This is a genomic window from Celeribacter baekdonensis (assembly GCF_900102315.1).
In the GTDB taxonomy this organism is placed as follows: Bacteria; Pseudomonadota; Alphaproteobacteria; order Rhodobacterales; family Rhodobacteraceae; genus Celeribacter; species Celeribacter baekdonensis.
Map to the genome: position 1 here is coordinate 123,554 of NZ_FNBL01000006.1, position 26,566 is coordinate 150,119.

Consider the following 26,566-nt stretch of genomic DNA (forward strand, 5'->3'; position numbering starts at 1 on the left):
ACCCAAATGGGCTATAAAGTCGTCGTCGCAGGCGCCACGGGCAACGTGGGCCGCGAAATGCTGAACATCCTCGCCGAGCGCGAGTTTCCTGTGGATGAGATCGTGGCGCTGGCGTCGCGTAAATCTCTCGGCACCGAAGTGAGCTTTGGCGACAAGACCCTCAAGACCCAAGACCTCGACACTTTCGATTTCACCGGCTGGGACATGGCGCTGTTTGCCGTGGGCTCGGATGCGACCAAAATCTACGCGCCGAAAGCCGCGAAAGCGGGGTGCGTTGTGATCGACAACTCGTCGCTCTATCGCTACGACGCCGATGTGCCGCTGATCGTGCCGGAAGTGAACCCGGACGCCGTGATGGGCTATGCCAAGAAAAACATCATTGCCAACCCGAACTGTTCGACCGCGCAGATGGTTGTGGCTTTGAAGCCGTTGCATGACCGTGCCAAAATCAAACGCGTTGTTGTGTCGACCTATCAATCGGTGTCTGGCGCGGGCAAAGCCGGGATTGACGAGCTTTGGGATCAAACCAAGGGCATGTATGTCCCCGGTCAGGAACGTGCGGCAGCGAAATTCACCAAGCAGATCGCCTTTAACGTGATCCCGCATATTGATGTGTTCATGGATTCCGGCGACACCAAAGAAGAATGGAAAATGATCGCCGAGACCAAAAAGATTTTGGACACGTCGATCAAAGTCACCGCGACCTGTGTGCGTGTGCCGGTGTTTGTCGGCCATTCTGAATCGATCAACATCGAGACCGAAGAGTTTCTGGACGAGGATGAAGCCCGTGAAATCCTGCGCGTTGCGCCGGGGATCTTGGTGGTCGATAAGCGCGAAGATGGCGGCTATGTCACCCCGGTCGAATGCGTTGGCGATTACGCCACCTTTATCTCGCGCATCCGTCAGGATGTGAGCATCGAGAATGGTCTCAACCTGTGGTGCGTTTCTGACAACCTGCGCAAAGGTGCGGCACTGAACGCGGTTCAGATTGCCGAGCTTCTGGGCCGTCGGGTTTTGAAAAAAGGCTAAGGTAGGAGGCCAAAAAGGCCTCTGATCTTTGGTTGCTAAAGTCTTAAAGAAAGGGCGCTTGCGGGCGCCCTTTTTGTTGGCGATTCGACCCCGGATAGGGTGCCCCCGCCGTCTTTTTATTGGATTTAGGGACCAGTTTTGCCATCTTTGCGCCCAAAAGACCGAAACTCAGAGCGCTCACAGAGCAATAAAGTCAGGTTTTTATCTATTTATGTTTTTGAAATAAAACAGGAATTTTGAAAATTCTTCCTGGAGGCCGCATTAACTTTAAAGTTTATTTATCAGCGCGGAGAAATTGTGGCGCTGTTATGTTCTGATTGACTTAAGACACCGCCACATAGAGAGGGAGGTCATTTATGTTTCGAGTGAAGATCAATCTCAGCGCCATCCGGCACGATCATTGCGCGCCTACATGTGACGCCGAAGATCGGATAGGCGATTGGGCCGAGGAAATGGTGAATACCGAGCCCCGCCTGACGCGTGAGGAGTTATGCCGCACCTTTGGGGATAAATTCGGAGGTGTTGCGGGTAAGGGATATAAAACTGTGGCCTGATCAGGTGCTGATCGGCGGGCTTTTGCCGCGTGCGCTGCAAAGGTCCTTCGTCGCGGGAATATGACTTGCGTCTCGCGCGCCATCATTGGACCTTTCCTCCGATCGAACAGGAGGAAACGATGTTTTCAAACCCCATTGCCAAACAATCCATTTGGACCACATCCGCGCTTGTGCTCTGCGCGATGACTGTGCCCGGCATGAGCTTGGCCGATAGTTTTTCCGCCCAGTCGGATGTCACCGAAGTGACGCTTTACCCGCAAAGCGCCACCGTGACCCGAGAGGGCCAGATCAGCCTTCCCGCTGGCCAGCATGAGGTGACCTTTACCGACATTCCCGCAAGCTCAGTCGACGGGATCATTGCCAGCCTGCAAAGCACGGTAACGGGTGCCGCGTTGGGTCCGGTCACCTATGCACGCACAACCACCATTGGCGATGCAGAGCGCTACCGCACGCCAGAGGCCAAGGCCGCGAAAGCCGCATTGGATGCGCTTGAGGCGCAGTTGCGTGACGAGACCCGTAAAGCCGCCGCAGTGCGCCTTGAGGTCGCCGCCGCCGAGGACACTTTGGCCTATTTGGGCCGCCTGTCGGCAGGGGAGGCCACGTCTGTCGACACCATGGCCGCCACGGCTGACATGATCCGCGAACACTCCTTGTCCGCCCGTCTTGCCATGGCTGACGCGACCGCCCGCGCCGAGGCCGCAGACCGAGACCTTGAGGCCCTCAAGGACAACATCACCCGCGCCAAAGCCGCCTTGGACCGTCTTGCCCCGTCTGAGGGCGATCGCCTGTCGATCACCCTCGCGCTGGATGTCGCTGAGGCGGGCGATGTGACGGTGGATTTCAGCTATAGTGTGGACGATGCCTATTGGCGGCCGATGTATACGGCGCGGTTGAACACGGAAACCGGCGCGCTGGACCTTACCCGCGCGGTGCAGGCGACTCAGGAGACGGGCGAGAACTGGCAGAACGTGATGTTGCGCTTTGCCACCGACAATCCGGCGCGACGCAGCGATCCAAATGAGGTCTACCCTTGGGTACGCCGGATCTATGAGCCACAGCCGGTGCAGGAGTTGATGCGCAGCGCGGATGCAGACATGGCGGGCTACGCAGAACCCGTGATGTCGGCGCCCATGGCGATGGACAAACAAATGGCCACCGCCAATCTCACCGGGTTGAGCCTGACCTATAGCTATCCGACGCCAGCGACGCTCTACTCCAATGAGGGAATGAGCGAATTCGCCCTCTCCGAAGTGGCCCTGACGCCGGAGCTCATGGTGCGGGCTGTGCCGCTTTTTGAAGACACTGGTTATCTCATGGCACATTTCACCAATGACACGGGCGAAATGTTGGTGCCTGGTTCTGTGCGGCTGATCCGCGACGGGGTGAGCCTTGGCGAGACCCGTTTGGACACGGTGGTGGACGGGGCCGAGGTCGATCTGGCCTTTGGTGTGGTCGATGGCATCCGTGTGAGCCGAACGGTGCTGGCGAAAAACGAAGGAGACCGGGGCGTGATTTCGAAATCGAATGAAATGTCCTCTGATGTGCGGATTTCCGTCGAAAATCTTACGGCGAAGAGTTGGCCGATGGAGGTGATCGACCGGGTGTCCGTGTCGGAACAAGAAGACCTTAAGGTCGATTGGTCGGCCACACCGATGCCGGATGTGACCAATCTGGACGACAAGCGCGGTGTGATGGCGTGGCATTTCGATCTGGAGGCGGGAAAAACCCAAGACATCACATTGAAGGAAAGCCTGCGCTGGCCCGAGGGGATGGCGCTGGAATGATCCAGGGATGACACACTCTATGCGGGTGGCGCACAGTTGTGCGCCACCCGCGCTGGACTGGCGATTCGTTCGAGAGTGGGGAGAAACAGGGGAGGTCACAAAGCCGCCATAAAGCTGCCGCGGGCTTGCCCGACCTTCGCCCGACGCGCGTCATGGACCTTTGGCGAAATTAACCATCCCTTAGGGGTTGCACTAAATTTTAACTTTCACAAACAGACCCTTAACCCCTGTTTAGGTGTTTGATAACACGCAGATATTGTTTTTCTGCTTTGCCGAAAACCAGCAAATATCTCAAATTGTTTCCATGCTTTCCTACCGTCAAACCGCGGTCTGTGGTCCCTTTATCTCAAGGGGTCCGGGGGCGCGGACCGAAAGGATGGAACGATGATCATGCTGATGAAAACAACCGGCCAATCTGGCACCATATACGGCGCGATGTCTTTCAACTGGGATGTGCAGGTGTTTGAGGCGACGTGTCGCCCGGCGAACCATAATCTGACCCGTGATGCACGCCGCTCCAATGTTGTGCTTTTGGGCGGATGTCACGAAACCCCCGATTTTCGCCCGGACCAAGGCGCGCGCATCGCGCTTGCCGCCTGATCCAAACCGACCGCCACACTGAAAAAGGAAACGCCATGACCCGTTATTTCGACAAAGCCCGCCAAGGTCGCACCATCGCTCTGAACTTGCATCAAAGCGGGGCCGTTATGTTCTTTCCCGAAGAGATTGAGGCAATGGATCTGAGTGAGCGCCCGGTCATCCGTCAGACGATCACGCAAATGAGCAAACCCATGTTCGTACGCTCCAGTTCTGTTGAAACCGGGGCAAAGATTGGTACAGCGCAGGCCGGAAACAGTGGCGATGCGCCCTATCTTTTGACCAATGCGCTTGCGCTCAACGACGACACGATTGAAACCGTTCTGCAGTTGGTGGCTTAAGCGGATCAGATTGGCGAGAAGCTGTTGGTCTCGGGGTCGTACTGATGCAAATCGCCCTCACCAATGTCGGTCCAAAGCCCATGAAGTGTCAGGTCACCGGCTTCGACGGCTGATTGGACAAAGGGGAAAGTCATCAGGTTTTCAAGCGACACAAGGATGGATTCTTTTTCCAATGCCCGCTTGCGCTCGCCTTCCGGCTTGTCGAGGACGCGCTCATATCCAGGACGCAAGATGTCCATCCAGCGGCCAATAAACGAAGACTTTTCCTCAAGCTCAGGCGCATTGCCCGAACACATGTCGTAACAGCCCTGAACGCCACCGCAATTGGAATGGCCCAAAACCACGATATGCGCCACTTTCAGCGCGGTGACGGCATATTCAACCGCCGCCGAGGTGCCGTGGTGGTCGCCATCGTCGGCAAAGGGTGGAACGAGATTTGCGATGTTGCGGTGGATGAAAAATTCGCCCTGATCCGCGCCAAAAATGGATGTCACATGAACCCGCGAATCACAGCAGGAAATGATGAACGCGCGCGGACGCTGACCGTCTTCGGCCAGACGGCGATACCAGGATTTATTCTCAGCAAACGTGGTCGCCTTCCATCCTTGATACCGTTGAACCATATAGCTTGGGAGGGGTTTTGCATATTTCATCGCGGAGAAACTCTCTTGAGGATGCCGTTAGCCAGTTTGGGCGAATGTAATGAGAGTTTTCAAGGAATTCGAGGGAAAATCAGCTTGGGACTAAACCTTTTCTTGAGGGTCTTGAGTCAAAGTCAGGTCACGGCGCGTGGGGGCGCTCAAATATGTGGGGTACTAAAATGGTGGTGGTAAAGCTGCGGCCCGATGGGGCTGTGCAAGTAGATCGAGACCGTTTGGATCAACTTTATGGTCAACTTGGCACGTCAGGGGCCGATGGTGTCGTGTCGCGCGCCATGGAAGAACTGGCGGTCAGATTGGCCAAAGTGGAGAGCAGCTATAGAAAGGGTCAGTTCGAAGACTTACAGCGAGCAGCACGTTCGATGGTCGCAATTTCCGAACAGATCGGGATGGTCAGTTTCGCCCGCGTCGCAAGTGACGTGAATGAATTGGCGCTGTCCGATGATGGAACGGCCTTGGCCGCTTGTGTGGAGCGGTTGATGCGGATCGGGGAAAATTCCCTTTTGGCGGTATGGGACCTTCAGGGCGCATCGCTCTAACCCGTTTCGACAAGCGCCGGATCAAAAGAGGCGACAGAAAAGACTTTGGTGCGCCGGACAGCCGTCCCGCGAACCAGCTTGCAGGTGGCATCGGATCGGTTAGTCTTGGCGCAACGCCAATGAAAGGCCCGTCTGATGCCACTTTCTTTTGTCTCACCCACAGAGTCCGCTGTTCCTGTGTTCCTGATCGGCGCTGACGATCTTGATGCTTTTCTCGCAACCCGATCCGACGACGATAAGCTCTGGCTCAAAGCCAATGGGTTTTCCGCCGCATTGGGAACTGTCTGCGTGATTCCGGCAGGCGGGAAAATTGCGGCGGTTGTCGCGGGGTTTGGCACAAAAAAAACGCGGGCGCGGGATAGGTTTGGCTTTGGCGCGGTGCGTGCAAAATTGCCGGACGGCACCTATACCTTGCACACGGTGCTGACGGGTGAGGCTTTGGAAGAGCAGCTTTTGGCTTGGCTTCTGTCCGGTTATGCTTTTGATACATATGCCAAAAAACCAAAATCCTCCGTCCATCTTGTGGCCCCCGAGGGTGTTGATATCGCTCGGCTTGAAGCCATTGCGGCGGGCGAGGCCCTGACCCGCGATTTGATCAACACGCCCTCTAATGACATGGGCCCCGCCGAGTTGGAACAGGCGGCGCGCAGCTTGGCGCAGGCGCATGGTGCCGAGATTTCGGTGACGATGGGCGAGGGGTTGTTGGAGCAAAACTTCCCGATGATTCACGCCGTGGGCCGTGCCTCGCCGCGCGCCCCTGCCTTGATCGACATGCGCTGGGGCAAGGCGGGGCCGACGCTGACACTGGTGGGCAAAGGCGTGTGCTTTGACACCGGCGGGCTGAACCTCAAACCCGGCGCTTCCATGGGCTTGATGAAAAAGGACATGGGTGGGGCGGCGACCGTTTTGGGGCTGGCGAAAATGATCATGGCGCTGAATCTGCCGCTGCGATTGCGGGTGTTGATCCCGGCGGTGGAAAACGCGGTGTCGGGCAATGCCTTCCGGCCACAGGACGTGTTGACCTCGCGCAAGGGATTGACGGTTGAAATCAACAATACCGATGCCGAGGGGCGTTTGGTTTTGGCCGATGCTCTGGCGCTTGCGGATGAAACCCCGCCGGATTTGTTGATCTCGATGGCGACCCTCACAGGGGCGGCGCGCGTGGCCGTTGGGCCGGACCTCGCGCCGTTTTTTGCCACTGATCCGAAGGATGCCTTGGTGCTGTCAGCAGCGGCAGCCAAGGTGGCCGATCCGGTCTGGCAACTGCCCTATTGGGAGCCATACGAGAGCATGATCGAGCCGGGGATTGCCGATCTCGACAACGCCCCCTCGGGTGGCATGGCCGGGTCGATCACCGCCGCGCTGTTTTTGCGGCGCTTCGTGACCGAGACCCCGCGTTACATGCATTTTGACATCTATGGGTGGAACCCGACGGCTGCGCCGGCCCGGCCCAAAGGTGGGGTCGGCCAAGGGGCGCGCGCGCTTTTGGCCGCTTTACCGGAGCTTTTGCCGCTATGACGGATCGCCGCCTGACTCCGGCCAATGCCCGTGTGGCGCTTGCGGGATATGCCACCCGAGGCCAGAGCGAGGTGCGTCCTGAGCCCGCCACCGTCCGCGTCCCCGTTGCCGATTTGCGCGCCGCACCCGACGGTGCGCGGGATCGACAAGTGTTGTGGGGCGAGGGGTTTGACGTGCTGGAGCGCCGAGACGGATGGGCCTTTGGCGTCGCGCGGCGCGATGGCTATGTGGGCTATGTGGATGAGGCCGATCTTGGGCCGAATATGACGCCAACCCACCTGATTTCCGTGCGCGCCACCCATCTTTATCCCATCGATGATTTCAAATCCGAAGCGGTGGCAAGCCTGTCTTTCGGTGCGCGCATCCGTGTGGTGGATGAGCGGCGCAAATTTATGGAGATCGAGGGCGGGCTTTTCGTGCCCAAACCGCATATCCGGCCCATTGAGCGTCCGTTTTCCGATCCTGTCACTGTGGCACAGCTGTTCTTTGGCACGCCCTATCTTTGGGGCGGCAATTCCGCCTTTGGCATAGATTGTTCGGGCCTGATTCAGGCGGCATTTTTGGCCTGTGCTATGGACTGTCCGGGCGATAGCGATATGCAAAGGGACATGGGCGCATCCGCCTCAGCGCCCTACAGGCGTGGCGATTTGTTGTTTTGGAAAGGCCATGTGGCGATGTGCGTTGATGACGAGGTTCTGCTTCACGCCAATGCCCATCACATGGCCGTGGCCTATGAACCGATCTTGCGGGCGATTGCGCGGATCGAGGCACAGGGCGACGGTCCGGTCACGGCGCATCGTCGGATGTAAGGCGGAGCTACTCGACTGCGCGGATCAGTTTGCGGTCCAGTATCCGCAGCACCGCGCGCAAATCACCGCCGCGTTTGAGAATCTGGCCATCCATGCCGATGACCGAATACATCCCCTGTTTGCCGCGCAGTTTTGGACGTTTCTCAATCCGGTAGATCGGATGTTCAGCGGTGCGTCGAAACACCGAAAACACGGCGACATCTTTGAGAAACGACATGCCATAATCGCGCCATTCACCTGCGGCAACCATCCGGCCGTAAAGCCCCAGAATCGTGCCAAGTTCTTGGCGATCAAAGGCGACCCTGTCGTGTTGAGACGCGGGGCCGGGAAAAGGAGTTGGTGCATTCATGCTCTGAGCTTGGTCATAAATCTGTCAGAAATCAAGAAAACTCATTTCACAATCGACTGCCATCCCCGGTCGCCTTATTGCGGCCATGAAATGGTCCGTGACTTTTCTTGTTTCATCCCTTTTTTGGCCAAGGTGTTGGGGCAAAACGATAGGCAGAGCGAGAACGCTTTGCCCCGGTGTTACGGTTTAACAGCCCCCACCCAGTTCGTGACTCCGGGGATCTCGCTCAAAATCAACTTGTAAGGCCGAGGCAGCTTGCTGTCTCGGCTTTTCCTTTATCGGACGTTGCGTTGGTAGATGTGCTGCGTTTAGCCGCACCAAATGCGGATGATCTGTCCCGTCGCATCCAGATCAATATTCGTGCGCTCCGGGCGGAAGTCCTTTGTCACCATGCGCCCCGGAGGGATGATGCGGGTGCCTTCAGGAAGATCAAACGCGTCAAGCGCAGATTTGTCTTTTCCGATCAAGGGGGTAAGTAGCTCTAAAGCGCATTCTGTTGCTGACATGGGGATTGGGCCTTTATTGGAAACATGGGTGTCTTCTTTGCATCCGATCAGGGTGAAGGCCCCGAGGATCAGGGCGATAACAGTGGGGCGGATCATTTGCGTACTCCATAGCAGCATAAAAACATGTGAACTGCGCCGTCGATGACCTTTTGTTTTTCAGAATCGTCGATGTCACAACAGGCCTGAAACAGGCGCCTGGATTGGAGGCGGGCTTTGCACAATTCGCCAAATTGCTCGGCGGCCAGTTCAATATCGTCAATCTCCAATTCGCCGCGTGCGGTGCAGCTTGCAAGATATTGCGAGAGGCGCTTGGCCACCAAGGCCGGGCCGCTTTCATAATATTTGCGGCCCAATTCGGGGAAGCGGTCACTTTCGGACACCGCAATGCGAAACACCGCCTGACCAAAATCCGAGAGGATGAAATCAAGGATTTTGCGTCCGACATTTGGCAAAAGCGCTTCAGGCGAAAGGTTTTCGTCCATGCGTTCTTCAAACGCGTCGGCTTGCCGCTTGGTTTCCTGTGCTGCGATTTCCAAAAACAACACGCGTTTGTCGGGGAAATAACTATAGAGCGTGGCTTTGGACACGCCGGCCTCGCGGGCGATGTCATCGACTGATGCGCCCTCGAACCCGTCGCGTAGAAACACAGTGCGCGCCCCTTCGACAACCTGATCGAATTTGCGCCCCTTTTTGATCGCGGGATGTGTATCGCTCATGGGTCCCCTCCGTGTCTGGTTATAGTAGAGCGGTTTTTGGGTTTTCTGAATCACGAAATAAGAAAACAAAGTGCCCTTTTGTGTTCTGGAGTGATACAGAAAAAAGGCAGGCCCTATGGCCTGCCCAGTGCTCGACAGGGATGTCGATCGAAGGCCGTACAACACACGGGCCACATTAATATCTAAACGGATCGGTGCAGTTGAGCAAGCATTTCTGAACTCAACAGTTTAGTTTAAAGCGTTCCGCCACAAACCTGAATCACGGGTTTATGGCGCAGCGCCCACAACATTGATATGTCTGGCTGCGTCACGCTTTAGAGTAGAATTGGTGGTTGCGAACCATCGGCGAATTTTATAATTTAGAACCATTCTAAAAGAGAGGCCCAAATGATCCCCGGTTTTGCCAATCGCCGCCGCTTTTCTGATCTGACGGAACAGGAAATCCTCGCTCTCGCGATCTCTTCCGAGGAAGATGATGCGCAGATTTATCGCATGTATGCCGAACGGTTGCGCGAAGAATTCCCCAGCAGTGCGGCTGTGTTCGAGGCGATGGCAAAAGAGGAAGACGGCCACCGCATCTCCTTGATTGAATTGCATAAAAAACGGTTCGGGACTGTCATTCCGCTGATCCGGCGCGAACATGTGTCGGGCTATTACGCGCGCAATCCGGTGTGGTTGATCGAAAATCTCGGGCTTGAGCGGATGCGGTCCGAAGCGCAGGCGATGGAACGTGGCGCCGAAGAATTTTACCTCAAAGCCGCGGCACGCACCACAGACGCCGACACCCGCGCACTTTTGGGGCATCTGGCCGCAGCAGAGGCCGGGCATGACAAAAAAGCCGGGGAATTGGAGAAAGAATTTCTTGATGGGGACGAGCGTGAGGCCGAAGACAAGGCCGCGCATCGTCAATTCGTGCTCACTTGGGTGCAACCCGGCCTCGCGGGCCTCATGGATGGCTCGGTCTCGACCCTTGCGCCGATTTTCGCCACCGCCTTTGCCACCCAAAACACCCACACCACCTTTCTTGTCGGTCTTGCCGCCTCCGTGGGCGCAGGGATTTCCATGGGGTTCACCGAGGCTGCGCATGACGATGGCGTCATCTCGGGGCGTGGGTCCCCGATCAAACGCGGCTTCGCCTCCGGCATCATGACGATGGTCGGCGGTTTGGGGCACGCGCTGCCTTATTTGATCACCGATTTCTGGACCGCCACGATCATCGCCTTCATTGTGGTCTTTATCGAACTTTGGGCCATCGCCTGGATCCAAAACAAATTCATGGAAACCCCCTTCCTGCGGGCGGCTTTTCAGGTTGTGCTTGGCGGCGCGCTGGTGTTCGCTGCGGGGGCATTGATCGGCGGCGGTTGATGCGGATTTGACCTATAAGCCAGCGCCTCGGAGGCATTTGTGACCAAAATCTACATTGATGCCGATGCCTGTCCGGTCAAAGCCGAGGCCGAAAAAGTGGCCACCCGGCACCAAATCCCCTGTTTGTTTGTGTGCAACGGTGGGCTGCGACCCTCGCCCAATCCCTATGTCGAGTTGGTTATCGTCCCAGATGGCCCGGATGTGGCTGACATGTGGATCGCGGAGCGCGCGGGCCTGGGCGATGTGGTGGTTACGGGTGACATTCCCTTGGCGGCCAAGGCGGTCGAGGCGGGGGCGCGGGTGATCAAACATGATGGCGAGGCGTTCACGCCCGCGAACATCGGCAATGCGTTGGCGACCCGCGATTTGATGTATGATCTGCGCGCGGCGGACCCGTTTCGCCAAGGCGGCGGAAAACCGTTTTCAAAGGCGGATCGTTCGCGGTTTTTGGATGCTTTGGAGCGCGCCGTGCAAGGTGCGAAAAGGGATGCCCTATGACAGTCGAAGCGGTGATTTTTGACATTGGCAACGTGTTGATCGAATGGCAACCGGAGCGCCATTACGACGCGGTGATCGGCGAGGCGCGCCGGCGCGCAATGTTTGAAACCGTCGATTTGCACGCGATGAATGATCTTGTCGATCAGGGCGCAAGTTTCCGCGAAACGATTGCGGCAACGGCGGATCAATATCCTGAATTCAAAGACGACATTCTGATGTGGTATTTCGATTGGATCAAAATGGCAGCGCCCGCAATCCCTGGCTCTGTCGCGCTTTTGCGCGCTCTTCGGGCCAAGGGTATTCCGGTTTTTGCGCTGACGAATTTTGGCATTGAAAGTTTCGAATTTGCCGAAACGAAATATCCGTTTCTGATGGAATTTGACCGCCACTATGTCTCTGGGCGCATGGGCTGTGTCAAGCCGCATTCCCTGATTTATGAGATGGTCGAAGCAGACTGTCACATCGCACCAAAAGCGCTTTTGTTCACCGATGATCGCCCTGAAAACCTGAATATGGCCGCCAGCCGGGGCTGGCAGACGCATCTTTTTGAGGGGCCAAGGGGCTGGGCCGATCGGCTTGGCGCTGAGGGGCTTTTGACGGCGCAAGACCTCAGCGCCGTCGGGTTTTAGGCCAAGGCGTTCGCCATGCGTTTGCCCAGAGGGACCTCTTTGATCGGCAAATGTACGATGGCGGAAAACGCCCCGATACCAACGCCAACCCACCAGACGGCGGTGTAATTGCCGTAGACGTCATAAAGCCGCCCGCCCAGCCAGACGCCAAGAAACGCGCCCAGTTGGTGGGAAAAGAACACGATTCCGTAGAGCGTTCCCATATAGCGCAGCCCATAAATATGGGCGACGAGCCCGGAAGTGAGCGGCACGGTGGCCAACCATAGCGCGCCCATGACGACCGAGAAGACCAACACAGATGTCGGCGTGATCGGGAAGGCAATAAAGGCGGCAGCGGCCAAGGTCCGGCCAATGTAAATCCCGGTGAGCAAATACTTTTTTGAATAGCGTTTGCCGAGGTATCCGGCAAACAGCGTGCCACAGATATTGGCCAATCCGATGAGCGAGATCGACACGGCGCCCAAAGCCGAGGTCGAGGTCACGCCCAGTGAGGCAAGCGTGCCCGACGGGTCAATCGCGCCGCACATCTCCGTCACCAGCGCGGGGAAATGCGCGGTGATAAAAGCAAGCTGATAGCCGCAGGAGAAGAAGCCCAAAAAGATCAACGTGTAGCTTGGATCGCGAAAGGCTTTGCCAAGGATCGCGCCGAGGCTCTCCTCCAATTCGGCTTTGCTGGCCATTTCCGGCGAACGCATCAGCGGCAGTGCCAAGAGCGTCAACAGAATGGCGGCGGCGAAGAGGATAAACACGTTTTGCCATGCCATCATCCCCAAAAGCCATTCCGCCAAAGGCGCGCCAAACACCTGTCCGGCGGACCCCGCCGCTGTTGCAATGGCCAAGGACATCGACCGGTTTTCATCCGAAGACGCCCGGCCCACGACCGCCAAGATCACGCCAAACCCCGTGCCGGCGATGCCAAATCCGACCAGCACCTCATAAAGCTGATGCGCCTCAGGTGTGACCGCGAAGGACGAGAGCACAAGCCCCGCCGCATAGATCAAGGCGCCAAGGATGATGGCTTTTCGATCGCCAATCCGTTCGGCCAAAGCGCCAAAAATCGGCTGACCGATGCCCCAAAACAGGTTTTGCAACGCAATGGCCAAGGAAAATTCCGACCGGGGCCAGTTGAACTCGGTGGCAATCGGGATCTGGAACACACCAAAGGAGGCCCGGATCGCAAAGCTGACGATGATGACGATGCACCCAGCCAAAAGGACGGGGGTGAGAAGCGGTGTGCGTGCGGTGGACATCTTTGGTCTCCTTTGCCTTAGCTTTCGGCAAAACCCGCGCGCGCGTCAATTGAATGATTGGCATGAAACGCATCATCTTTTCTTATGATCCGGGACGCAGTATGGGGAGGGCATGGATACGCTTATGAATATTTATGCGGCCCGTGTGGCCGAGGGCACGCTGCGCGCGGATGCGGCGCAGGAATCTGTGCTGCCGATGCTGGAGCGGGTGCGGGCGCAACTTGCCAGCCAACCGACTGGGAAAAAAGGGCTTTTGTCCCTGATCGGCGGGCGCAAGAAACCCGAACCGATCACCGGGTTGTACCTTTGGGGCGGTGTTGGGCGCGGCAAATCCATGTTGATGGATCTGTTTTATGACCATGCCCCGGTGCCCGCGCGCCGCGTGCATTTCCATGCTTTCATGCAAGAGGTCCAAGACGGCATCAACACCGCGCGCAAGGCCGGAACGCCGGATGCCATTGCCCCGGTGATCGAAGAGATCGCCAGCGAAATCAAACTCTTGTGCTTTGATGAGATGCAAATCACCGACATCGCCGACGCGATGATCGTGGGGCGGTTGTTTGAGGGGTTGTTTGCCAAGGGCGTCACCGTGGTGACCACATCGAACCGGGTGCCCGATGATTTGTACAAAGACGGGCTCAATCGTCAGCTTTTTTTGCCCTTCATCGCCATTTTGAAAGAACGGTTGGAGGTGCATCATCTGCATTCTCCGGTGGATTATCGTCAGGGCCGTTTGACCGGAACGCCGGTGTATTTTCAGCCTGTGAACGCAGAGGCGCGGGCGACGATTGAGGATATTTGGACGGATTTGACCGGCGGTGCGACCGAGTCGCTGACGCTCAAGGTCAAAGGCCGCGATGTCGTCTTGCCCAGGTTTCACAACGGCATTGCGCGGGCGAGTTTTTGGGACCTCTGTGGTCAGATGTTCGGCCCCGGCGATTACCTTGTCATCGCGGGCGCTGTTAAGTTACTGATATTGGAAGATATTCCGCGCCTGACCCGGAGCAATTTCAATGAGGCCAAACGGTTTGTGACCCTGATTGATGCGCTTTATGAGGCCAAGGTGCGGCTTGTGTGTAGTGCGGTGGATGAACCAGAGAGCCTTTATGTCGAAGGTGCCGGGGCGTTTGAATTTGAACGCACCGCATCGCGCCTGCGCGAGATGCAGGACGCGACCTGGGGCGAGACCGAAGACGGCGCGTGACTTAGGTCGTGAGGCCCAAAATCGCGCGCACCTGTGGCACAACCTCTTCGCCATAAAGCCGGATGCTGTCCATCAACACCTCATGGCTGACCGGACCGGCGGAATATTTGAGATCAAACCGCTGCACATCGAGTGCCTTGACCGTGGCCGCAATTTTGCGTGCCACCGTGTCGGGCGAGCCAACGTAAAGCGCGCCGTTTTCGACCTCGTGTTCAAATGCGTCACGGGTCAGCGGCGGCCAGCCACGTGTGCGCCCGATGCGTTGATGCATCACGCGGTAGCCGTCAAAAAACCGATCCCGCGCCTCTTGGTCGGTGGCGGCAATATGGCCCGGCGAATGGCAGCCAATGGGCAAGGGTGCCGCATCCATTTTTTCGCGCACTTCGCGGTACAGACCGGCGTAGGGCGCAAAACGGGCAGGTGGGCCGCCGATGATGGCCAAAGACATCGACATGTTGTTGGTGGCGGCGCGCACCACGGATTCGGGCGTGCCACCGACACCGACCCAGACCGGGATCGGCTTTTCGGGACGCGGATAGACCGCCTGCGATTTCAGCGGGGTGCGGTGGCGACCCGACCAACTGATTTTCTCCTCACTGGTCAGTTTGGAAAAAATCTCAAATTTTTCTTCAAACAACATCTCATAATCGGAGAGATCAAAGCCAAAGAGCGGGAAAGATTCGGTAAATGAGCCGCGTCCAAGCGTGACCTCGGCGCGGCCATTTGAAATGGCTTGGATCGTGGAAAACCGTTGAAACACCCGGATCGGATCGTCAGAGGACAACACAGTGACCGCAGAGGTGAGTTTGATCTTTGAGGTCACGGCGGCGATGGCGGCCAAAATCGTGTCCGGGGCGGACACCGCAAAATCGTCGCGGTGATGTTCGCCCAGACCGAAAATATCGAGGCCAACCGCATCGGCCAGTTTTGCCTCTTCGATGACGTTGCGGATCACTTGGCCGTGCGACAGATCGCGGCCCTGAGCGTCCCATGTGACATCGCCAAACGTGTCGATTCCGAATTCCAAAGACATGATGCATCTCCTGTGCTTGGCTTAGAGATACTGCCAAATCACCCGCGCGCCTACATGCGCGAGCGCACAGAGACTGTTCAGATCACGCGTTGTTTTGCAGGATATGCCCGGCGAGATAGAGCGAGCCACAGATCAATATACGCGCCTCGGGGGCGGCGCTGACGATCTCTTGCACTGCGGCCAAAACACTTTGGGCTTCAAGGGCCTCCATCCCAACTTCGCGCGCCGCATCGGCGGTGACAGAGGCGGGAAGGGTGGCTTGGGCGTCGGGGATCGACACCGCATAAAGCCGCTCGGCATGGCGCGCGAGCGGGTTGAGATAGCCACCCACGTCTTTGGTGTTCAGCATGCCGCAGATCATATAAGTCGGACGGTTTGGCAAACGGTCCAGAGCCTCGGCCAAGGCGAGCCCTGCGGCGGGGTTGTGACCGCCATCAAGCCAAAGCTCGGCTTTCGGGGCGGCATCAATCAGCGGGCCGGTGGCCAGGCGTTGCATTCGGGCGGGCCAATAGGCGTCGGTCAACGCGGCCTCAAAGGCGGCATCGTCAAAGCCAAGGTGGCGCAGTGCGGCAATCGCAGCGCCTGCGTTGATGACTTGGTGATGGCCGATCAGACGCGGCAGCGGCAGGTCGCGCAGCCCGTGTTCGTCCTGATAAATCAAGCGACCGCGCTCTTCCCAAACATGCCAGTGTTGACCATAGGCCAAAAGCGGCGCGCCAAGACGGGCGGCGCGGGCTTCGATGACCTCCATCGCCTCGTCGGGCTGCGGGCCGACGATACAGGGCACGCCGCGCTTGATGATCCCGGCTTTTTCCGCCGCGATTTCGGCCAGAGTTTCCCCCAGATATTGAGTGTGATCAATCGAGATCGGGGTGATGATGGTCAGCGCCGGAGACTCGATCACATTGGTTGCATCCAACCGCCCGCCAAGGCCCACCTCAAGCAAAGTATAATCCGCAGGGGTGCGCGCCATGGCGAGGATGCCCGCAACAGTGGTGATTTCGAAATAGGTGATCGGCGCGCCGCCATTGGCGATTTCACATTCTTCCAACACCTGCATCAGTGCGGGTTCGGAAATAAACGCACCCGCCAAACGAATGCGTTCATGAAACCGTGCCAAATGCGGCGAGGTATAGGCGTGAACCGATTTGCCAGCGGCCTCAAGCCCGGCGCGGATCATCGCCTGGGTTGAGCCTTTGCCATTGGTGCCCGCGATGTGAATCACCGGGGGCAGATCGCGTTCAGGGTGATCCAAAGCGTCCAGCAAACGCCAGACACGGTCCAGCACAAGATCAATGATCTTGGGGTGAAGCGACATCAACCGATCAAGGATGATGTCCGACGAGGAGGATGTCACTTTTGCGCGTCCTTGGCAGGGGTCGTTTTGGGCTTTGCACCCTCGGGGGTTTTTGCGGCCTCAAGAGGTTTGACCTCGGGAGTTGGTGCCGGAAGATCACCCGCAACGGCCGGGGTCATTTGTCCCAACATGCGCAGGATCGTGACCAATTCGGATTTCATCTGACCCCGGTGGGTCACCCGATCCAACATGCCGTGATCCAACAGGTATTCAGCGCGCTGGAACCCTTCGGGCAGTTTCTCACGAATCGTTTGTTCGATCACACGCGGACCCGCGAAACAGATCAACGCATTGGGTTCGGCGATTTGCACGTCGCCCAGCATGGCATAGGAGGCGGTGACGCCGCCAGTGGTCGGATGGGTCAAAACAACGATATAGGGCAAGCCCGCCTCTTTGAGCATCTCGATCGCCACAGTGGTGCGCGGCATTTGCATGAGGGAGAGAATCCCCTCCTGCATCCGGGCGCCACCTGCGGCGGAGAACATCACAAACGGACGTTTGAGTGCGATGGCGCGTTCGACACCGGCGATGAAAGCATTGCCGACATACATGCCCATGGAGCCAGCCATGAACGAAAAATCCTGTGCGGCGGCGACAATCGGTGTGCGCCCCATCTCGCCCTCAGCCACCAACATGGCTTCTTTTTCGCCGGTGGAGCGCTGTGCCGCTTTCATCCGTTCGGGATAGCGTTTTTGGTCCCGGAATTTCAAAGGATCTTCAATCGGTTCGGGAACCTTGATCTCAGAAAACACCCCGCCATCAAACAGCGCCGAAAAGCGTGCGCGCGGCGTGATATGCATGTGGTGATCGCAATTGGTGCAGACATTGAGATTGTCCGCCAATTCGCGATGGAACAGCATGGTGTTGCATTCTGGACATTTGGTCCAAAGGTTGTCCGGGGTATCGTGTTTGGAAAACAGCGAATTGATCTTTGGACGGACGTAGTTGGAAATCCAGTTCATACGGGGAGCCTTTGGACGTAACATTACTGGCCCTCAGATAAGGCCATGGGAGAAGAATTGCAATCAACGCCTGATCGCAAGCCTTGCGGTCAGCCATGTTGCCAACAAAAGCAGCGTTTGAAAGGCAATCACTTTTGGGTCGCTATAGGCGTCGGTGAGATCAAGCGTTTGGACCATGCGACCAAAGCCAGACATGATGTCTTGCTGCGGGGCGATCACCATGGCGGTGGCGTTGTTCATCAGATGTAATGCGCAAGCCGGACCAATTGTGCCCGAACGTGCGGTCAGATCGCCCGCCAAAAGCCCAAACAACATCGCCCAGACAACCGGGAATATCGCCGCCGTTCCTTCGACCGCGCCGCTGATATGGCCCAGTCCGAACAAAACGGAGGCGGCCAACACCCCCAGCGTGTAGGATTTGGTCGAGGCGATCAGTTGGCTTTGCAGATAGCCGCGAAAAAATACCTCTTCGGCGGTGATTTGGATCATCAGGCCCAAAAGCGCAAAGGGCATCCAAAACAGCCACATCCCAAGATTGAGGTTTTCAGACAGCGCGGAATCGGTGCTGTCCCACGGCAGGAGCATGGTGACAAAGCTCAGGAGTGCGACCCATTTGAGGGTTGCGAAAAACTGACGGCGCATCTTTTTGGCGGGCCCGGTGATGTCGCGCAGGCTCCGGTTGTGCAAGCGGCGCGCCAAGAGGACACTGCCGACCAAAAGCACCGCATAACCCGCCAGCAACACAAACATCCCGCCGGGCGTCGCCCCAATGACGACCCCGCTCGGACCAAAATGAACGGGCATCAACGCGGGCGCCATCCGCCCGATCAGCCCGTAGAGCACAGGTGTGACCAAGGCCCCAAGCGCCAAAGCGGCCAATATCTGCACCGCGATGCGCCAAAGCTCGGGGCGGCGCGCCGCAGACCGCAGGATCGCATCATAGGGATGAGGGCGGGGCGGGATCATGGCGTTCTTTCTATGTGCGAGCTGCGTGCAAGCTATGTGCAAGGCTGTGTCTTGGCCCAACCGATAGCACGGCCCGTGGTGGTCCGAAAGCCGCTCGGCGTAGTGCCGCCAAGCCGCGCAAGGATGGCTTGCAGGCAGGGCGGCATCCCTTGTATGCCAAGCGCGGTTGCAACGTGACAGCCATTGGATTTTCGGGATTTTGGTAAAGGTAAGGCATCATATGGGCCGATACAAACAGGGGCTTTGGAACGGCTTTATCCTCAGTCTGGCTTTGGTCCTGTCGGCCTGTCAGATGGCGGTGCCGACACCCGTGACACCCACACAAGCCGCGCCGAAAGAAATCCGCCTGTCCAGTCGTGGTCTGACCGTGGCCGGACCAACGGGATTTTGCATCGACCCCGGCTCGGTGAAAGACGAGCAAGGCGGAAGTTTCGTGCTTTTGAGCAGTTGCACGGGTCTGAGCGGCGGCTCCAATCTTGGGCGCACAGCCAGCACGGCGGTTTTGACCCTGTCTGTTTCTGGCCCATCGACAGACGCGGCGGCTTTTGATGCGGCGGGCGTTCAGGCCTTTTTTGCCTCCGACGCAGGCCGCACCGCCCTGTCGCGGTCTGGGAACATGGCAACGGTCACAGTTTTGGGCAGTGTGATCGAAGATGGCACGGTTTTTGTTCATGCCCGTGACACGTCTGCCCCAATGATCAATGGGCTGGGCGACGAATACTGGCGCGCGTTCTTTGTTTCGGGCGGGCGATTGATGACAGCGACGGCAACCCCCTTTTCTCAGGCTCCAATGTCGTCTGGCGGATTAAAAACCGCCCTGAAACAGTTTGCGGTGGTTTTGGCGCGTAAAAACCCGACGTAATGGGCGGAAATTATTGCCAAAATGGAACCAAACACTGGATTTATTGGGCGTTTGTTGAGATGAAACCTGTGTCGGTCATAATTGGCCAAAGTCAAAGGCACGTCAAAGAACGTCATGGTCTAAGGCTGGTGCCACAGAAAGGTTTCTTAAGGGTATGAGCGGTCGGGTCAGTAAACTGTTTGAAAAACGTCTCAACAAAGCGTCGATAGCGCGTTGGGCGCGCCGTGTCCGCACAGCCGAAGGGCTTGATCTTGCGACACTGCGGTGGTTGCGTGCTCAGGCCCGTAGTCTGCGATGGGAGTTGGACCAATTCCTTTTCATTGCGGAAGGCCGTTTGGCATTGCCACTGATCGGATCGAATGCGATGCAATTGCCGCTTTATACCGAATGGTCGTATCGGCCCGAATTATGGCGCGGTCCGATTGCGCCACAAGGGGCCTCTGCGGTGCCTTCGAAAACATCCATCGGGTCCGAGGCAACCTTGTTTCACGATTGCCAAATCTCTGAACTGACCTACCGCCAGGTCCGCAACAGTTCAGAAGCAGACCTTGCCCCCTTTGGTCTGCGCCTCGATGTGTTTCGCTTTGACGGCTCTTTTTTGTCCTTGTCGGTCAATATCCCGGATGAGGTCTGTCATGGGTTGAGCCTGCGCCATGTGCTGCGGCTGGATTTCGCGGTGGACCTTGAAAAACCAATTGAAATTTTCGCCCGGCTGAATGTGAAACACGGCCCGAACCTCGAACAATTGGTGCGGGAATTGCCGTTGCACTCCGACGAAGGCTTTGTCGATTTCGATCTGGCCTACACCAAGTTGAACGAGAAGCGGGTTGAAAAACTTTGGGTCGATTTGATCTTTGAAGGCCCCGAAATGAACCAAATCGTCCTGCGGGACCTGACCCTGTCGCGCCGTCCGCGCGCGGAACTTTGACGGAGAGCAAGATGGACAAGGTGACATTGGTCAAAACGCGGCTTCAGGCGGGGATTTGGGAGGGGGAATTGCATGTGCCCGATGCGGTCGACCGACTGCCTGAGATTGAGGTGAGCTATCTCGATCAACCGCTGCCGGGGCACACCCTGTCCGAAGACCCGGACCGCGCCGGGGTTTGGTTTTTCCGGTTTGCCGTGCCTTCCGAAGTGATCAGTGACGGGGTGCAGACCTTTGTCTTTACAGATCGGGACACCGGACAGGTGCTTGGCTCTTTTGCTTTGATCGCGGGCGATGGCTTGGCCGATGACATTCGCGCCGAAATGGATTTGCTGCGTCAGGAATTGGACATGCTCAAACGGGCATTTCGACGGCATTGCCTTGAGGTTGGCGCAAACTGAGGCCGCGCATTCGTGGCCCTGACGCCGCGTTTCGAGTGACATCTCTTACGGCTCGGCGCATTTTGGCGCGGGCAAGGGAGGCCCTCACATGACGCATGAACTTTATCCGCATCTGCTTGAACCGCTTGACCTCGGCTTTACCAGCCTGCGCAATCGGACCCTGATGGGGTCGATGCACACCGGGTTGGAAGAGCGCGGCGATTGGGCGGCTGTGGCCGAATTTTACGCGGCGCGCGCCAAGGGCGGGGCCGGGATCATTGTCACCGGCGGCATGGCGCCGAATGCCGAAGGCGGGGTGTTCCCCGGCGCAGCGGGGCTGTTCTCCGATCAAGATATTGCCAATCACCGCCGTGTCACCGACCGTGTCCATTCTGAGGGCGGCAAGATCGCGATGCAGATTTTGAACGCCGGGCGTTATGCCTACGGGCCAGATTGCGTCGCCCCCTCCGCGATCAAATCCCCGATTTCGCCGTTCAAACCGACCGAATTGGATGCGGCTGGCATCGAAAAACAAATTGCGGATTACGCCACCGCCGCTCTGCGCGCCAAAGAGGCCGGCTATGATGGCGTCGAGGTGATGGGGTCCGAAGGCTACCTGATCAATCAATTTTTGGTCACCCACACCAACAAACGCGAAGACGAGTGGGGCGGCTCCTATGAAAACCGGATGCGCTTTGCCATTGAGGTGGTGAAACGCGTGCGCGCCGCTGTCGGGCCGGAGTTCATCGTGATCTACCGCATTTCGATGATTGATCTGGTGCCGAACGGTTCGACCTGGGATGAGGTCGTCCTGTTGGCGAAAGCGGTCGAGGCGGCGGGGGCGACGATCCTCAACACTGGCATCGGCTGGCACGAAGCCCGCGTGCCGACGATTGCGACCTCTGTGCCGCGCGCGGCTTTTGCCTCGGTGACGCAACGGATGATGGGCGAGGTCTCGATCCCGGTGATCACCTCCAACCGCATCAACCACCCGCAAGTGGCCGAGGATGTGTTGGCCGAGGGCTGCGCCGATATGGTGTCGATGGCCCGACCTTTCTTGGCCGATGCTGAGTTTGTCAACAAAGCCGCAATGGGCAAAGCGGATGAGATCGCGCCTTGCATCGCCTGTAACCAAGCCTGTTTGGATCATACATTCGCTGGCAAGCTCACCTCTTGTTTGGTCAACCCGCGCGCCTGTCATGAGACCGAACTGACCTATTCCCCCGCCGAGACGTCCAAAACCGTGGCCGTCGTCGGCGCAGGGCCTGCTGGTCTGATGGCTGCTTTGGTCGCCTCCGAGCGCGGTCATGCGGTCACGCTGTTTGACAAAGCCGATGCGTTGGGGGGGCAGCTCAACATGGCGCGTCAGGTGCCGGGCAAAGAAGAATTTCACGGGCTGGTCGATTGGTTCAAAACCATGGTCGCCCGGTCCACCATCACCGCACGCCTCAACACGGAGGCAACGCCCGAGGTGCTCGCGGGCTTTGACGAGGTCATCATCGCCACCGGCGTGCGCCCGCGTGATCCCGAGATCCCCGGTCAAAATGAGCATAACACGGTGGTTTCCTACATCGACGTGCTGCGCGGCAAGGTCGCGGTCGGCCCGCGCGTGGCGGTGATCGGTGCTGGGGGCATTGGCTTTGATGTGGCTGAATTCCTGACCACAGGCGATAGCCCGACTTTGAACCTCAAAGAGTGGAAAGAGGAATGGGGCATCACCGATCCAACGCGCGATCGCGGCGGTCTTTCACCCGAGGGGCCAAAACCAGAAGCGCCGCTGCGTCAGGTCACTTTGTTGCAACGCAAGGCCGAGAAACCCGGCAAGCGTTTGGGCAAAACCACGGGCTGGATTCACCGCGCCACTCTGGCGATGAAGGGTGTGAAGATGATCGGTGGGGTGTCCTATGACGAGATCACGCCCGAGGGGCTTTGGGTCACCAAGGCCGATGAGCGGCAATTGATCGAGGCGGACACCATTGTTTTGTGTGCCGGGCAACTGTCCGAGCGCAGCTTGGCCGATGCGCTGGCGGCGCAGGGCGTGACCTGTCATGTGATCGGCGGCGCAGATGTGGCCGCCGAACTTGACGCCAAACGCGCGATTGATCAGGGCGCGCGGCTTGCCGCCACGCTCTGACGCGGCGTCTTTTTGACCCAAACGCTCCCGCCGGAGGCGCGCTTTCGGTGGGGCAAAAATGCCGTTTGGGGAGTGTTTCCGCGTTTCCTGACGCAGGACGATCCTTGAAACACCACGCTATTGTCTCCCATCTTCCCCATTCTTGCCCGAATTGGCCGTCATTGATGTGGCTTGTAGGGTCAAGATTGTAGGTAAGACAGACATGGATCGACTTACGGAAATGGAAGCCTTTGCCACCGTTGTGGACCAGGGCGGTTTCACGGATGCAGCAAAGAAGATGGGGATTTCCAAATCCGCCGTTTCCAAACATGTATCTGCCCTTGAGGCGCGTTTGGGCGCACGGTTGCTCAATCGCACAACGCGCCGGGTCAGCCCGACAGAGATCGGTCTGGCCTATTATGACCGCGCCCGCCGGGTTTTGAACGATGCGGGCGAGGCGGACGCGCTGGTCACCTCAATGCAAAGCGCGCCCTCCGGCCTGTTGCGCATCTCGGTGGCAACCGATTTTGGCGTCAATCATCTGTCGCCAGTGCTGGGCGAGTTTTTGTCTGAATTCCCTGACATCACCGTCAATATGGTGCTCAACAACCGCTATGTGGAGTTGATTTCCGAAGGGTTTGACATGGCCGTGCGCATCGGCGAGCTGGAAGACAGCACCCTGCGCGCCCGCAAATTGACCGAAACCACCAAACGGATGGTCGGCGCCCCGGCCTATTTTGAAAAATACGGTCGGCCCGAAAAGATCGACGATCTGAATGATCACAAGCTTTTGCATTATTCCAACCAATCGAATGGGGCGGTGTGGAAACTGACCGCGCCCTCTGGCGAAAAGCGGCAAATCCGTACCGCTGGCTGGTTGACCGTGAATGATGGTCAGTCGCTGCTCAACGCCTGTATTTCGGGTCTTGGCATCGCCTATCTGCCGTCTTTCCTTTACGCGGATGCGATGGAAGCGGGCCTGATCGAAGAGGCGATCCCCGAGTTGCCGTCAGAGACCCAAGGCATCTATGCGGTCTACCCGCCGGGCCGCTTTACCCAACCGAAAGTGCGCGCATTCATTGATTTCCTTGTGCACTCCTTTGCCGACAAAGGGCCAGACAAGTGGTGATGTGACACAGTCACAGCCATGATATTCTCGTGGAGAGAAGGCGAAAGCCATTACTGGGTCGAGGCGATCACCGCTTCGACCCTTCTGTTTGTCTCACGGCCTTTGGGCGTCGCGTTTGACACCCGTGGCGCGAGATAGCCGATGCCCTCGGCGCTGACTTGATCCGGAGACACGCCATGGGCCGAAATCATCCGTGCCCGCACCGCCTCCGCACGTTTGCGCGACAGGGAGGTGTTGTTGGCCAGTCCGCCCACGGTGTCGGTGTGACCGACCAAAACGATTTTCGTCAACGGATGGGCGGTCAAATAGGCCGCGATCTGCGTCAGTGACGCAAAAGGCCCCGCCCCAAGCTCGGTCGCTCCGGTTTCAAACGACAGATCATCCAAAACCACCCGACCCCGCGCCTCAAGTGTGGCAATCACATCGCGGTTGGGTGGCAGGGTGCCTGCGGGGGTCTCGGGCCCGGGCGAGGGGGCAATCAATTCGACGTCTGGCGTATCGCTTGGCGTCACCGTGCTGATATGCACGAACCCGGCACTGGTCGCGCGGCTGGTGACAATGGCGATGGTGCGCCCGTCTGGGTGTTGGGCCAAGAGATATTGAAAATTGCCCAGATCGACATGCATTGCAGGTTCCGGCAAAAGATCCAACAGATAGCGAAAATCAAAGCCACCACAGAGGTTGTCCGCGCAGGCAAAAGCGATGCGGAATCCGGCGGTTTCCAACTGCTTGCGCAGAGGGTCTATCAATTGAAACGCCGTCAGACTTGTGCCGGGTAGACGGTAGGCATGGTGCATCACCGCGCCTTCGGCCATGACCATTTGGGTGGCGTCACCTTGATAGGTGCTGGTTGGAAACGGCTGAGCCGAGAGGGAATCGTCGCGTGAGGCGGTTTCAACCGAAGCCCCGGGCAAGTCGAGATCAAGTGCGCGCGCTTCATCCCCCCCCACAGACAGAACAAGGCTGAAGGACAGCAAAAGCATGCGTGGGAAGGATAAGAGCATCAGGCCTCGGTCATTGGTTTGGTTCTATAGTGGTACTGGCCAATTTCACGCAGTCCAAGCGAAGAATAAAGCGCAAGAGCGGCGGTATTGGCGCGCGTGACCTGAAGCGCAAGCGTGGCGGCGCCTTGGGTGCGGGCCCAATCGGCGGCCAGTGTCACCAAGATGCGGGCCATGCCTTTGCGCCGCTCGGTTGGCGTGATTTCAAGTGCGTGAAGCACGGCGACGGAGCCGGACAGTGCGACAAATCCTACCCCGGCAGGGCGATCTTTGATGCGGCCAAGCAGGGAGGTTTTCGGCGCGCAGGCCCGATCCATGACGGCAAGTCGCGCCGGACCAATACCACCTTCGGCCCAAATCTCGCGCTGGATCGAGACGGGCGGCCAAGACACATAGCTGCATTTTGGGTCAGAGGGTGCAAAGGCCTCAATCGGAGCGGCAAGGCATATGGTTGGGTCAAACATCGTATAGCCGCGCTCGATGAGCAGGGCGTCAAACGCGGCCTCACCCGTGCGGATTTGAAACAACGCGGGGCGGGCATCCGCAGCAAAGCGGGATTCGATCTGATCCAGCGCGTCCGCGGAAACATCGCCCGTGGAAAAATTACCGTCAAGTGTGGCCGCCGAGGTGCGGCTGCCGCCACCCGCGCCGTCACGATAGATAAAAGGGCCAACGGGTTCGCGACGAAGCGCAGGCCAAGTTGCCTCGAACGCCGTGATATATGCGTTGGGATAGCAAGCGGACTCAGCCATTTTCATGCGCAGGAAACAGGGCCGCAAGTTCCAGAATGGCGGCATCGACCATCGCCCCGTCCTGGCCGCGAATGACGATATTGGTGCCAAAAGCGCCATTGTTGGTGAACGGATAAGAGCCCATCGACAGATCAGGGTATTTTTGCGCCAACACGCCCAAAGGTTCGGCCACGGTGCTTTCCGCGCGATTGATGCGATAGGTCTGCGACAGCAACGGCTTGCCACCCGTGAGCGTCGGCAGGATCGAGGCGACCATGGCGGCGAACACATTGGGCACCCCGGCCATGACATGGGTGTTCTCAAGGCTGAACCCCGGCGCAATCGAGACCGGGTTTTCGATCAAAGTCGCGCCCTCTGGAATCCGCGCCATCCGCATCCGCGCCTCGTTGAAATCAACCCCACGGGCTTCGTAATGCGCGCCCAAAAGCGCACGGGCATCGTCGCGCACGCCAATGGAACGACCAAAGGCCTCGGCGACACAATCGGCGGTGATGTCATCATGGGTCGGCCCGATGCCGCCAGAGGTAAAGACATGATCGTAAGCGTCTGAGAGTGCGCGCACCGTGGTCACAATCGCATCGCGATCATCGGAAATCACCCGCACTTCCTTTAAATCAATGCCGATGCGGGTCAATTCGCCCGCAAGCAGATACATATTGGCGTCGCGGGTGCGTCCCGACAGGATTTCATCCCCGATGATCAGAATCGCGGCGGTTGGGTTGGGCATCAGGACCTCCTT

The 26,566-nt window shown here is 58.0% G+C and carries 28 protein-coding genes; 16 read left to right on the plus strand and 12 right to left on the minus strand.

All coding sequences use genetic code 11. The features are described from left to right. The first annotated feature begins 6 nt into the window (after positions 1–6). The 4 genes from BLT54_RS11785 to BLT54_RS11805 all read left to right on the plus strand — a co-directional run bounded on the left by BLT54_RS11785 (position 7) and on the right by BLT54_RS11805 (position 4,305). The gene (locus tag BLT54_RS11785; RefSeq protein WP_074645202.1) at positions 7–1,029 is read left to right on the plus strand and encodes an aspartate-semialdehyde dehydrogenase; all 1,023 of its coding nucleotides are present in this window, start codon (positions 7–9) and stop codon (positions 1,027–1,029) included. A gap of 673 nt (positions 1,030–1,702) precedes the next feature. After that, entirely contained in the window at positions 1,703–3,367 is a 1,665-nt protein-coding gene (locus BLT54_RS11795) for a DUF4139 domain-containing protein (protein WP_074645206.1), read from the plus strand. A gap of 390 nt (positions 3,368–3,757) precedes the next feature. Further along, positions 3,758–3,967: a hypothetical protein gene (locus tag BLT54_RS11800; RefSeq protein ID WP_143026805.1), complete on the plus strand. Its 210-nt coding sequence runs from the start codon at positions 3,758–3,760 to the stop codon at positions 3,965–3,967. Between the two features lie 35 nt (positions 3,968–4,002). Then, complete coding sequence (locus BLT54_RS11805; protein ID WP_074645210.1) at positions 4,003–4,305, plus strand: hypothetical protein; 303 nt, start codon at positions 4,003–4,005, stop codon at positions 4,303–4,305. A gap of 5 nt (positions 4,306–4,310) precedes the next feature. On the opposite strand, the gene BLT54_RS11810 is transcribed toward BLT54_RS11805, so the two are convergent. Beyond that, positions 4,311–4,958: a carbonic anhydrase gene (locus tag BLT54_RS11810; RefSeq protein WP_074645213.1), complete on the minus strand. Its 648-nt coding sequence runs from the start codon at positions 4,956–4,958 to the stop codon at positions 4,311–4,313. A gap of 152 nt (positions 4,959–5,110) precedes the next feature. Here BLT54_RS11810 and BLT54_RS11815 point away from each other — a divergent pair, with 152 nt between their 5' ends. From BLT54_RS11815 to BLT54_RS11825, 3 genes are all read left to right on the plus strand, one after another. Continuing rightward, the gene (locus tag BLT54_RS11815) at positions 5,111–5,503 is read left to right on the plus strand and encodes a hypothetical protein (protein WP_074645215.1); all 393 of its coding nucleotides are present in this window, start codon (positions 5,111–5,113) and stop codon (positions 5,501–5,503) included. A 135-nt stretch (positions 5,504–5,638) separates the two neighbouring features. Continuing rightward, positions 5,639–7,021 carry a leucyl aminopeptidase family protein gene (locus BLT54_RS11820; protein WP_074645217.1) on the plus strand — a complete coding sequence of 461 codons (1,383 nt, stop codon included), beginning with the start codon at positions 5,639–5,641 and terminating at the stop codon, positions 7,019–7,021. Then, positions 7,018–7,830 carry a C40 family peptidase gene (locus BLT54_RS11825; protein ID WP_074645219.1) on the plus strand — a complete coding sequence of 271 codons (813 nt, stop codon included), beginning with the start codon at positions 7,018–7,020 and terminating at the stop codon, positions 7,828–7,830. The genes BLT54_RS11820 and BLT54_RS11825 overlap by 4 nt, the downstream gene beginning before the upstream one ends. A gap of 7 nt (positions 7,831–7,837) precedes the next feature. Here BLT54_RS11825 and BLT54_RS11830 read toward each other — a convergent pair whose 3' ends face one another. The 3 genes from BLT54_RS11830 to BLT54_RS11840 all read right to left on the minus strand — a co-directional run bounded on the left by BLT54_RS11830 (position 7,838) and on the right by BLT54_RS11840 (position 9,401). Next, entirely contained in the window at positions 7,838–8,179 is a 342-nt protein-coding gene (locus tag BLT54_RS11830) for a DUF2794 domain-containing protein (protein ID WP_074645221.1), read from the minus strand. Positions 8,180–8,487: 308 nt separating this feature from the next. After that, entirely contained in the window at positions 8,488–8,781 is a 294-nt protein-coding gene (locus BLT54_RS11835; RefSeq protein ID WP_074645223.1) for an I78 family peptidase inhibitor, read from the minus strand. Continuing rightward, entirely contained in the window at positions 8,778–9,401 is a 624-nt protein-coding gene (locus BLT54_RS11840) for a TetR/AcrR family transcriptional regulator (RefSeq protein WP_074645225.1), read from the minus strand. The genes BLT54_RS11835 and BLT54_RS11840 overlap by 4 nt, the downstream gene beginning before the upstream one ends. Before the next feature lie 387 nt (positions 9,402–9,788). Here BLT54_RS11840 and mbfA point away from each other — a divergent pair, with 387 nt between their 5' ends. The 3 genes from mbfA to BLT54_RS11855 are packed head-to-tail and all read left to right on the plus strand — an operon-like array spanning position 9,789 to position 11,893. Continuing rightward, positions 9,789–10,766 carry an iron exporter MbfA gene (mbfA, locus tag BLT54_RS11845; protein ID WP_074645227.1) on the plus strand — a complete coding sequence of 326 codons (978 nt, stop codon included), beginning with the start codon at positions 9,789–9,791 and terminating at the stop codon, positions 10,764–10,766. Between the two features lie 39 nt (positions 10,767–10,805). Then, complete coding sequence (locus BLT54_RS11850; RefSeq protein WP_074645230.1) at positions 10,806–11,264, plus strand: YaiI/YqxD family protein; 459 nt, start codon at positions 10,806–10,808, stop codon at positions 11,262–11,264. After that, positions 11,261–11,893 carry an HAD family hydrolase gene (locus tag BLT54_RS11855; RefSeq protein ID WP_074645232.1) on the plus strand — a complete coding sequence of 211 codons (633 nt, stop codon included), beginning with the start codon at positions 11,261–11,263 and terminating at the stop codon, positions 11,891–11,893. Before BLT54_RS11850 ends, BLT54_RS11855 begins: the two co-directional genes overlap by 4 nt. Here the strand turns inward: BLT54_RS11855 and BLT54_RS11860 are convergent. Next, entirely contained in the window at positions 11,890–13,143 is a 1,254-nt protein-coding gene (locus BLT54_RS11860; RefSeq protein ID WP_074645234.1) for an MFS transporter, read from the minus strand. The two genes, BLT54_RS11855 and BLT54_RS11860, sit on opposite strands and share 4 nt — an antisense overlap. A gap of 112 nt (positions 13,144–13,255) precedes the next feature. Between BLT54_RS11860 and zapE the strand changes: the two genes are divergently transcribed. Continuing rightward, a complete protein-coding gene (gene zapE / locus BLT54_RS11865) occupies positions 13,256–14,347 on the plus strand; it encodes a cell division protein ZapE (protein WP_074645236.1) in 1,092 nt (363 codons plus the stop codon). 1 nt (position 14,348) lies between these two features. Here the strand turns inward: zapE and BLT54_RS11870 are convergent, their stop codons facing one another. The 4 genes from BLT54_RS11870 to BLT54_RS11885 all read right to left on the minus strand — a co-directional run bounded on the left by BLT54_RS11870 (position 14,349) and on the right by BLT54_RS11885 (position 18,665). After that, a complete protein-coding gene (locus BLT54_RS11870) occupies positions 14,349–15,380 on the minus strand; it encodes an LLM class flavin-dependent oxidoreductase (RefSeq protein ID WP_074645240.1) in 1,032 nt (343 codons plus the stop codon). A gap of 82 nt (positions 15,381–15,462) precedes the next feature. After that, positions 15,463–16,737, minus strand: a complete 1,275-nt coding sequence (locus BLT54_RS11875) for a bifunctional folylpolyglutamate synthase/dihydrofolate synthase (RefSeq protein ID WP_245708003.1) — start codon at positions 16,735–16,737, stop codon at positions 15,463–15,465. After that, the gene (accD, locus tag BLT54_RS11880; protein WP_074645242.1) at positions 16,734–17,699 is read right to left on the minus strand and encodes an acetyl-CoA carboxylase, carboxyltransferase subunit beta; all 966 of its coding nucleotides are present in this window, start codon (positions 17,697–17,699) and stop codon (positions 16,734–16,736) included. Before accD ends, BLT54_RS11875 begins: the two co-directional genes overlap by 4 nt. A gap of 63 nt (positions 17,700–17,762) precedes the next feature. Beyond that, positions 17,763–18,665, minus strand: coding sequence for a CPBP family intramembrane glutamic endopeptidase (locus BLT54_RS11885; protein ID WP_074645244.1), 903 nt, complete (start codon positions 18,663–18,665; stop codon positions 17,763–17,765). A gap of 220 nt (positions 18,666–18,885) precedes the next feature. Here BLT54_RS11885 and BLT54_RS11890 point away from each other — a divergent pair, with 220 nt between their 5' ends. From BLT54_RS11890 to BLT54_RS11910, 5 genes are all read left to right on the plus strand, one after another. Further along, a complete protein-coding gene (locus tag BLT54_RS11890) occupies positions 18,886–19,527 on the plus strand; it encodes a hypothetical protein (protein WP_074645246.1) in 642 nt (213 codons plus the stop codon). Positions 19,528–19,681: 154 nt separating this feature from the next. Then, positions 19,682–20,455 (plus strand): DUF6478 family protein, encoded by a 774-nt coding sequence (locus BLT54_RS11895; RefSeq protein ID WP_074645248.1) that lies wholly within the window; start codon positions 19,682–19,684, stop codon positions 20,453–20,455. Between the two features lie 11 nt (positions 20,456–20,466). Continuing rightward, positions 20,467–20,853: a hypothetical protein gene (locus BLT54_RS11900; RefSeq protein ID WP_074645250.1), complete on the plus strand. Its 387-nt coding sequence runs from the start codon at positions 20,467–20,469 to the stop codon at positions 20,851–20,853. Positions 20,854–20,941: 88 nt separating this feature from the next. Continuing rightward, positions 20,942–22,966, plus strand: a complete 2,025-nt coding sequence (locus BLT54_RS11905; protein WP_074645252.1) for an NADPH-dependent 2,4-dienoyl-CoA reductase — start codon at positions 20,942–20,944, stop codon at positions 22,964–22,966. Positions 22,967–23,168: 202 nt separating this feature from the next. Then, positions 23,169–24,074, plus strand: a complete 906-nt coding sequence (locus tag BLT54_RS11910; RefSeq protein ID WP_074645254.1) for a LysR family transcriptional regulator — start codon at positions 23,169–23,171, stop codon at positions 24,072–24,074. Between the two features lie 50 nt (positions 24,075–24,124). Here BLT54_RS11910 and BLT54_RS11915 read toward each other — a convergent pair whose 3' ends face one another. From BLT54_RS11915 to BLT54_RS11925, 3 genes are read right to left on the minus strand one after another with little or no spacing between them, the layout of a single operon-like run. Continuing rightward, positions 24,125–25,078, minus strand: a complete 954-nt coding sequence (locus BLT54_RS11915) for an OmpA family protein (protein WP_083351796.1) — start codon at positions 25,076–25,078, stop codon at positions 24,125–24,127. Then, positions 25,078–25,827, minus strand: coding sequence for a GNAT family N-acetyltransferase (locus tag BLT54_RS11920; protein WP_074645258.1), 750 nt, complete (start codon positions 25,825–25,827; stop codon positions 25,078–25,080). Before BLT54_RS11920 ends, BLT54_RS11915 begins: the two co-directional genes overlap by 1 nt. Next, a complete protein-coding gene (locus tag BLT54_RS11925) occupies positions 25,820–26,554 on the minus strand; it encodes a competence/damage-inducible protein A (protein ID WP_074645260.1) in 735 nt (244 codons plus the stop codon). Before BLT54_RS11925 ends, BLT54_RS11920 begins: the two co-directional genes overlap by 8 nt. Positions 26,555–26,566 lie beyond the last annotated feature (12 nt).

Coding starts and splice junctions, on each gene's coding strand:
- BLT54_RS11815 (WP_074645215.1), top strand. CDS start 5,111: ATGTGGGGTACTAAAATGGTGGTGGTAAAGCTGCGGCCCGATGGGGCT.
- BLT54_RS11920 (WP_074645258.1), bottom strand. CDS start 25,827: ATGGCTGAGTCCGCTTGCTATCCCAACGCATATATCACGGCGTTCGAG.
- BLT54_RS11925 (WP_074645260.1), bottom strand. CDS start 26,554: ATGCCCAACCCAACCGCCGCGATTCTGATCATCGGGGATGAAATCCTG.
- BLT54_RS11835 (WP_074645223.1), bottom strand. CDS start 8,781: ATGATCCGCCCCACTGTTATCGCCCTGATCCTCGGGGCCTTCACCCTG.
- BLT54_RS11915 (WP_083351796.1), bottom strand. CDS start 25,078: ATGCTCTTATCCTTCCCACGCATGCTTTTGCTGTCCTTCAGCCTTGTT.
- BLT54_RS11820 (WP_074645217.1), top strand. CDS start 5,639: ATGCCACTTTCTTTTGTCTCACCCACAGAGTCCGCTGTTCCTGTGTTC.
- BLT54_RS11785 (WP_074645202.1), top strand. CDS start 7: ATGGGCTATAAAGTCGTCGTCGCAGGCGCCACGGGCAACGTGGGCCGC.
- BLT54_RS11900 (WP_074645250.1), top strand. CDS start 20,467: ATGGACAAGGTGACATTGGTCAAAACGCGGCTTCAGGCGGGGATTTGG.
- BLT54_RS11830 (WP_074645221.1), bottom strand. CDS start 8,179: ATGAATGCACCAACTCCTTTTCCCGGCCCCGCGTCTCAACACGACAGG.
- BLT54_RS11910 (WP_074645254.1), top strand. CDS start 23,169: ATGGATCGACTTACGGAAATGGAAGCCTTTGCCACCGTTGTGGACCAG.
- zapE (WP_074645236.1), top strand. CDS start 13,256: ATGGATACGCTTATGAATATTTATGCGGCCCGTGTGGCCGAGGGCACG.
- BLT54_RS11895 (WP_074645248.1), top strand. CDS start 19,682: ATGAGCGGTCGGGTCAGTAAACTGTTTGAAAAACGTCTCAACAAAGCG.
- BLT54_RS11870 (WP_074645240.1), bottom strand. CDS start 15,380: ATGTCTTTGGAATTCGGAATCGACACGTTTGGCGATGTCACATGGGAC.
- BLT54_RS11805 (WP_074645210.1), top strand. CDS start 4,003: ATGACCCGTTATTTCGACAAAGCCCGCCAAGGTCGCACCATCGCTCTG.
- BLT54_RS11890 (WP_074645246.1), top strand. CDS start 18,886: ATGGGCCGATACAAACAGGGGCTTTGGAACGGCTTTATCCTCAGTCTG.
- BLT54_RS11810 (WP_074645213.1), bottom strand. CDS start 4,958: ATGAAATATGCAAAACCCCTCCCAAGCTATATGGTTCAACGGTATCAA.
- BLT54_RS11855 (WP_074645232.1), top strand. CDS start 11,261: ATGACAGTCGAAGCGGTGATTTTTGACATTGGCAACGTGTTGATCGAA.
- BLT54_RS11885 (WP_074645244.1), bottom strand. CDS start 18,665: ATGATCCCGCCCCGCCCTCATCCCTATGATGCGATCCTGCGGTCTGCG.
- BLT54_RS11840 (WP_074645225.1), bottom strand. CDS start 9,401: ATGAGCGATACACATCCCGCGATCAAAAAGGGGCGCAAATTCGATCAG.
- BLT54_RS11825 (WP_074645219.1), top strand. CDS start 7,018: ATGACGGATCGCCGCCTGACTCCGGCCAATGCCCGTGTGGCGCTTGCG.
- accD (WP_074645242.1), bottom strand. CDS start 17,699: ATGAACTGGATTTCCAACTACGTCCGTCCAAAGATCAATTCGCTGTTT.
- BLT54_RS11860 (WP_074645234.1), bottom strand. CDS start 13,143: ATGTCCACCGCACGCACACCGCTTCTCACCCCCGTCCTTTTGGCTGGG.
- BLT54_RS11905 (WP_074645252.1), top strand. CDS start 20,942: ATGACGCATGAACTTTATCCGCATCTGCTTGAACCGCTTGACCTCGGC.
- BLT54_RS11795 (WP_074645206.1), top strand. CDS start 1,703: ATGTTTTCAAACCCCATTGCCAAACAATCCATTTGGACCACATCCGCG.
- BLT54_RS11800 (WP_143026805.1), top strand. CDS start 3,758: ATGCTGATGAAAACAACCGGCCAATCTGGCACCATATACGGCGCGATG.
- mbfA (WP_074645227.1), top strand. CDS start 9,789: ATGATCCCCGGTTTTGCCAATCGCCGCCGCTTTTCTGATCTGACGGAA.